Consider the following 1,786-nt stretch of genomic DNA (forward strand, 5'->3'; position numbering starts at 1 on the left):
CGGGCCGGCGCCTAAAGAACGCCGAGGTCCTGCAGGCCCTTTGCCATGCCCGCACCGTCCGGGGAATAGATCCACGGGACCTTCGATCCGGTGTGGTCCCCGGTGTCCGAATGGCCGCCGGCCAGCACGGCTTCGCTCGCGGAGAGCTGGCGGATGCCGATGGCAGCCACGCGGTCGCCGTGCTGCTGGGCGAAATGTGAGTAGATCGATTCGTCATGTTGGCCGTTGTCTCCGAAGAGCACCCAGCGCATGTTCGGGAATTCCTCGGCCAGCAGTTCCAGATTGCGGCGTTTGTGCTCCTGGCCGCTGCGGAACCACCGGTCGTGGGTGAGACCCCAGTCGGTGAGCAGCAGGGCACCGGAGGGGTACATGTTCCGGGTGATAAAACGCGCCAGGGTTGGGGCCGCGTTCCACGGCCCGGTGGACAGGTAGATCACCGGTGCCTCCGGGTGTTCGACCTTCAGGCGGTCCATCAGCACGGCCATGCCCGGCGTCGCCATCCGTGCGCGCTCGTTGAGGACAAAGGTGTTCCAGAGCGCCAGGAAGGGCCGGGGCAGTGCGGTGACCATGATCGTGTCATCGATATCGGACACGATGCCCAGCTTGGTGTCGGGGGAAATAACGAAGATCTTTGTGGTGACGGGCTCGGTCCCCTCGGCGCGCAGCACCGCGGTGTGCCAGCCCGGAGTGAGCTCCACCTGCACGACGGTGTCCACCAGCCCGCCGCGGTCCGCCTGCACCTGGGCGGTCACCCCGCCGATCTCGATCTCCACCTTGGAGTACTGCACCGGCACGGAGGTGAACGCCCGCCAGCCGCGGATATTCTGGTTGCCGTTCTGGGCCGCCTGCTCCGCCCGGCTCCCGGGGTTGGGCTTGCTGGTCAGCACCACCCGGCCAAGCACCCGGACCCAAGTGGTGGACCCGTAGCCCTGGTAGGCGACGGTCTGCGGGATAAAGTTCCAGCGCCGGGCCGTCTTCAAACGGACGCTGTTGACGGCGTCCGAGACCACATGCGCAAGGCGGAAAACCCGGTTGCCGGTCACTGCTTGCTGCGCGGGTGTGTGCTGTGAGGCCATTTCCATGCCTCCACTCTCCCACAAGGCCCCGGCGCCCCGCGGACTGTGTCCGGAATCGCCGCGGCTCAGGCGTCGGCCAGCAAATGGCGCAGCATCCAGGCGTTCCGCACGGCGTTGCCGCCGCCGTCGTTGTTGAAATACACAAAGACTTCCTTGCCGGCCGTCTGCCATTCGCGGATCCGCTCCGCCCACCAGCGCAGCTCGTCGTCCGAGTAGGAGCCGCCGTAGAGATGCTCCCGGTCGGGTCCGTGCAGCCGGAGGTAGACAAACGCCGCGGTGGCGCGGAGGACGCACGGGAGTCCCGCGCCGCTCATGACGCAGTAGGCAGTGCCGTGCCGTTCCAGCATCGAGTAGACACCGGGATCGTCCCAGCTGGGGTGGCGGAATTCCACGCTGACCCGGATCCAGTCAGGCACCGCCGCCAGGAAATACGCCAGCCGCGCGTCGTCCCGGGTGAAATCCGGCGGGAGCTGGACGAGCAGCACCGCGCGTTTGTCGCCGAGTTCGTGCCAGCACCGGGCGATCCGTTCGATCCAGGCTTCCGGGGCGTAGAGCTTCTTCCCGTGCGTCAGTCCGCGGGGTGCCTTGACGGACAGCAGGAACCCGGGCGGCAGCCGCTGGCGCCAGCTGGCGAACGAGCTGTCACGGGGCCAGCGGTAGAAGCTGGCGTTGAGTTCCACCGTGGTGAAGCGGGCCGCGTAGTGCGCCAG

General features: G+C 67.4%; 2 protein-coding genes (1 of these 2 cut by a window edge). Both read right to left on the minus strand.

All coding sequences use genetic code 11. From position 1 onward, the window contains the following. Positions 1-11 precede the first annotated feature (11 nt). Positions 12-1,082: an App1 family protein gene (locus K789_RS0101180; protein ID WP_024365150.1), complete on the minus strand. Its 1,071-nt coding sequence runs from the start codon at positions 1,080-1,082 to the stop codon at positions 12-14. Positions 1,083-1,141: 59 nt separating this feature from the next. Further along, positions 1,142-1,786: the 3' portion of a DUF72 domain-containing protein gene (locus tag K789_RS0101185; protein WP_024365151.1), read on the minus strand. The gene runs 108 nt beyond the window's last position; 645 of the gene's 753 nt are visible here — the last part of the coding sequence; its start codon lies beyond the right edge, outside the window — the gene reads right to left on this strand; its stop codon occupies positions 1,142-1,144.

The sequence above is a fragment of the Arthrobacter sp. TB 26 genome (assembly GCF_000427315.1).
Taxonomy (GTDB): domain Bacteria; phylum Actinomycetota; class Actinomycetes; order Actinomycetales; family Micrococcaceae; genus Arthrobacter.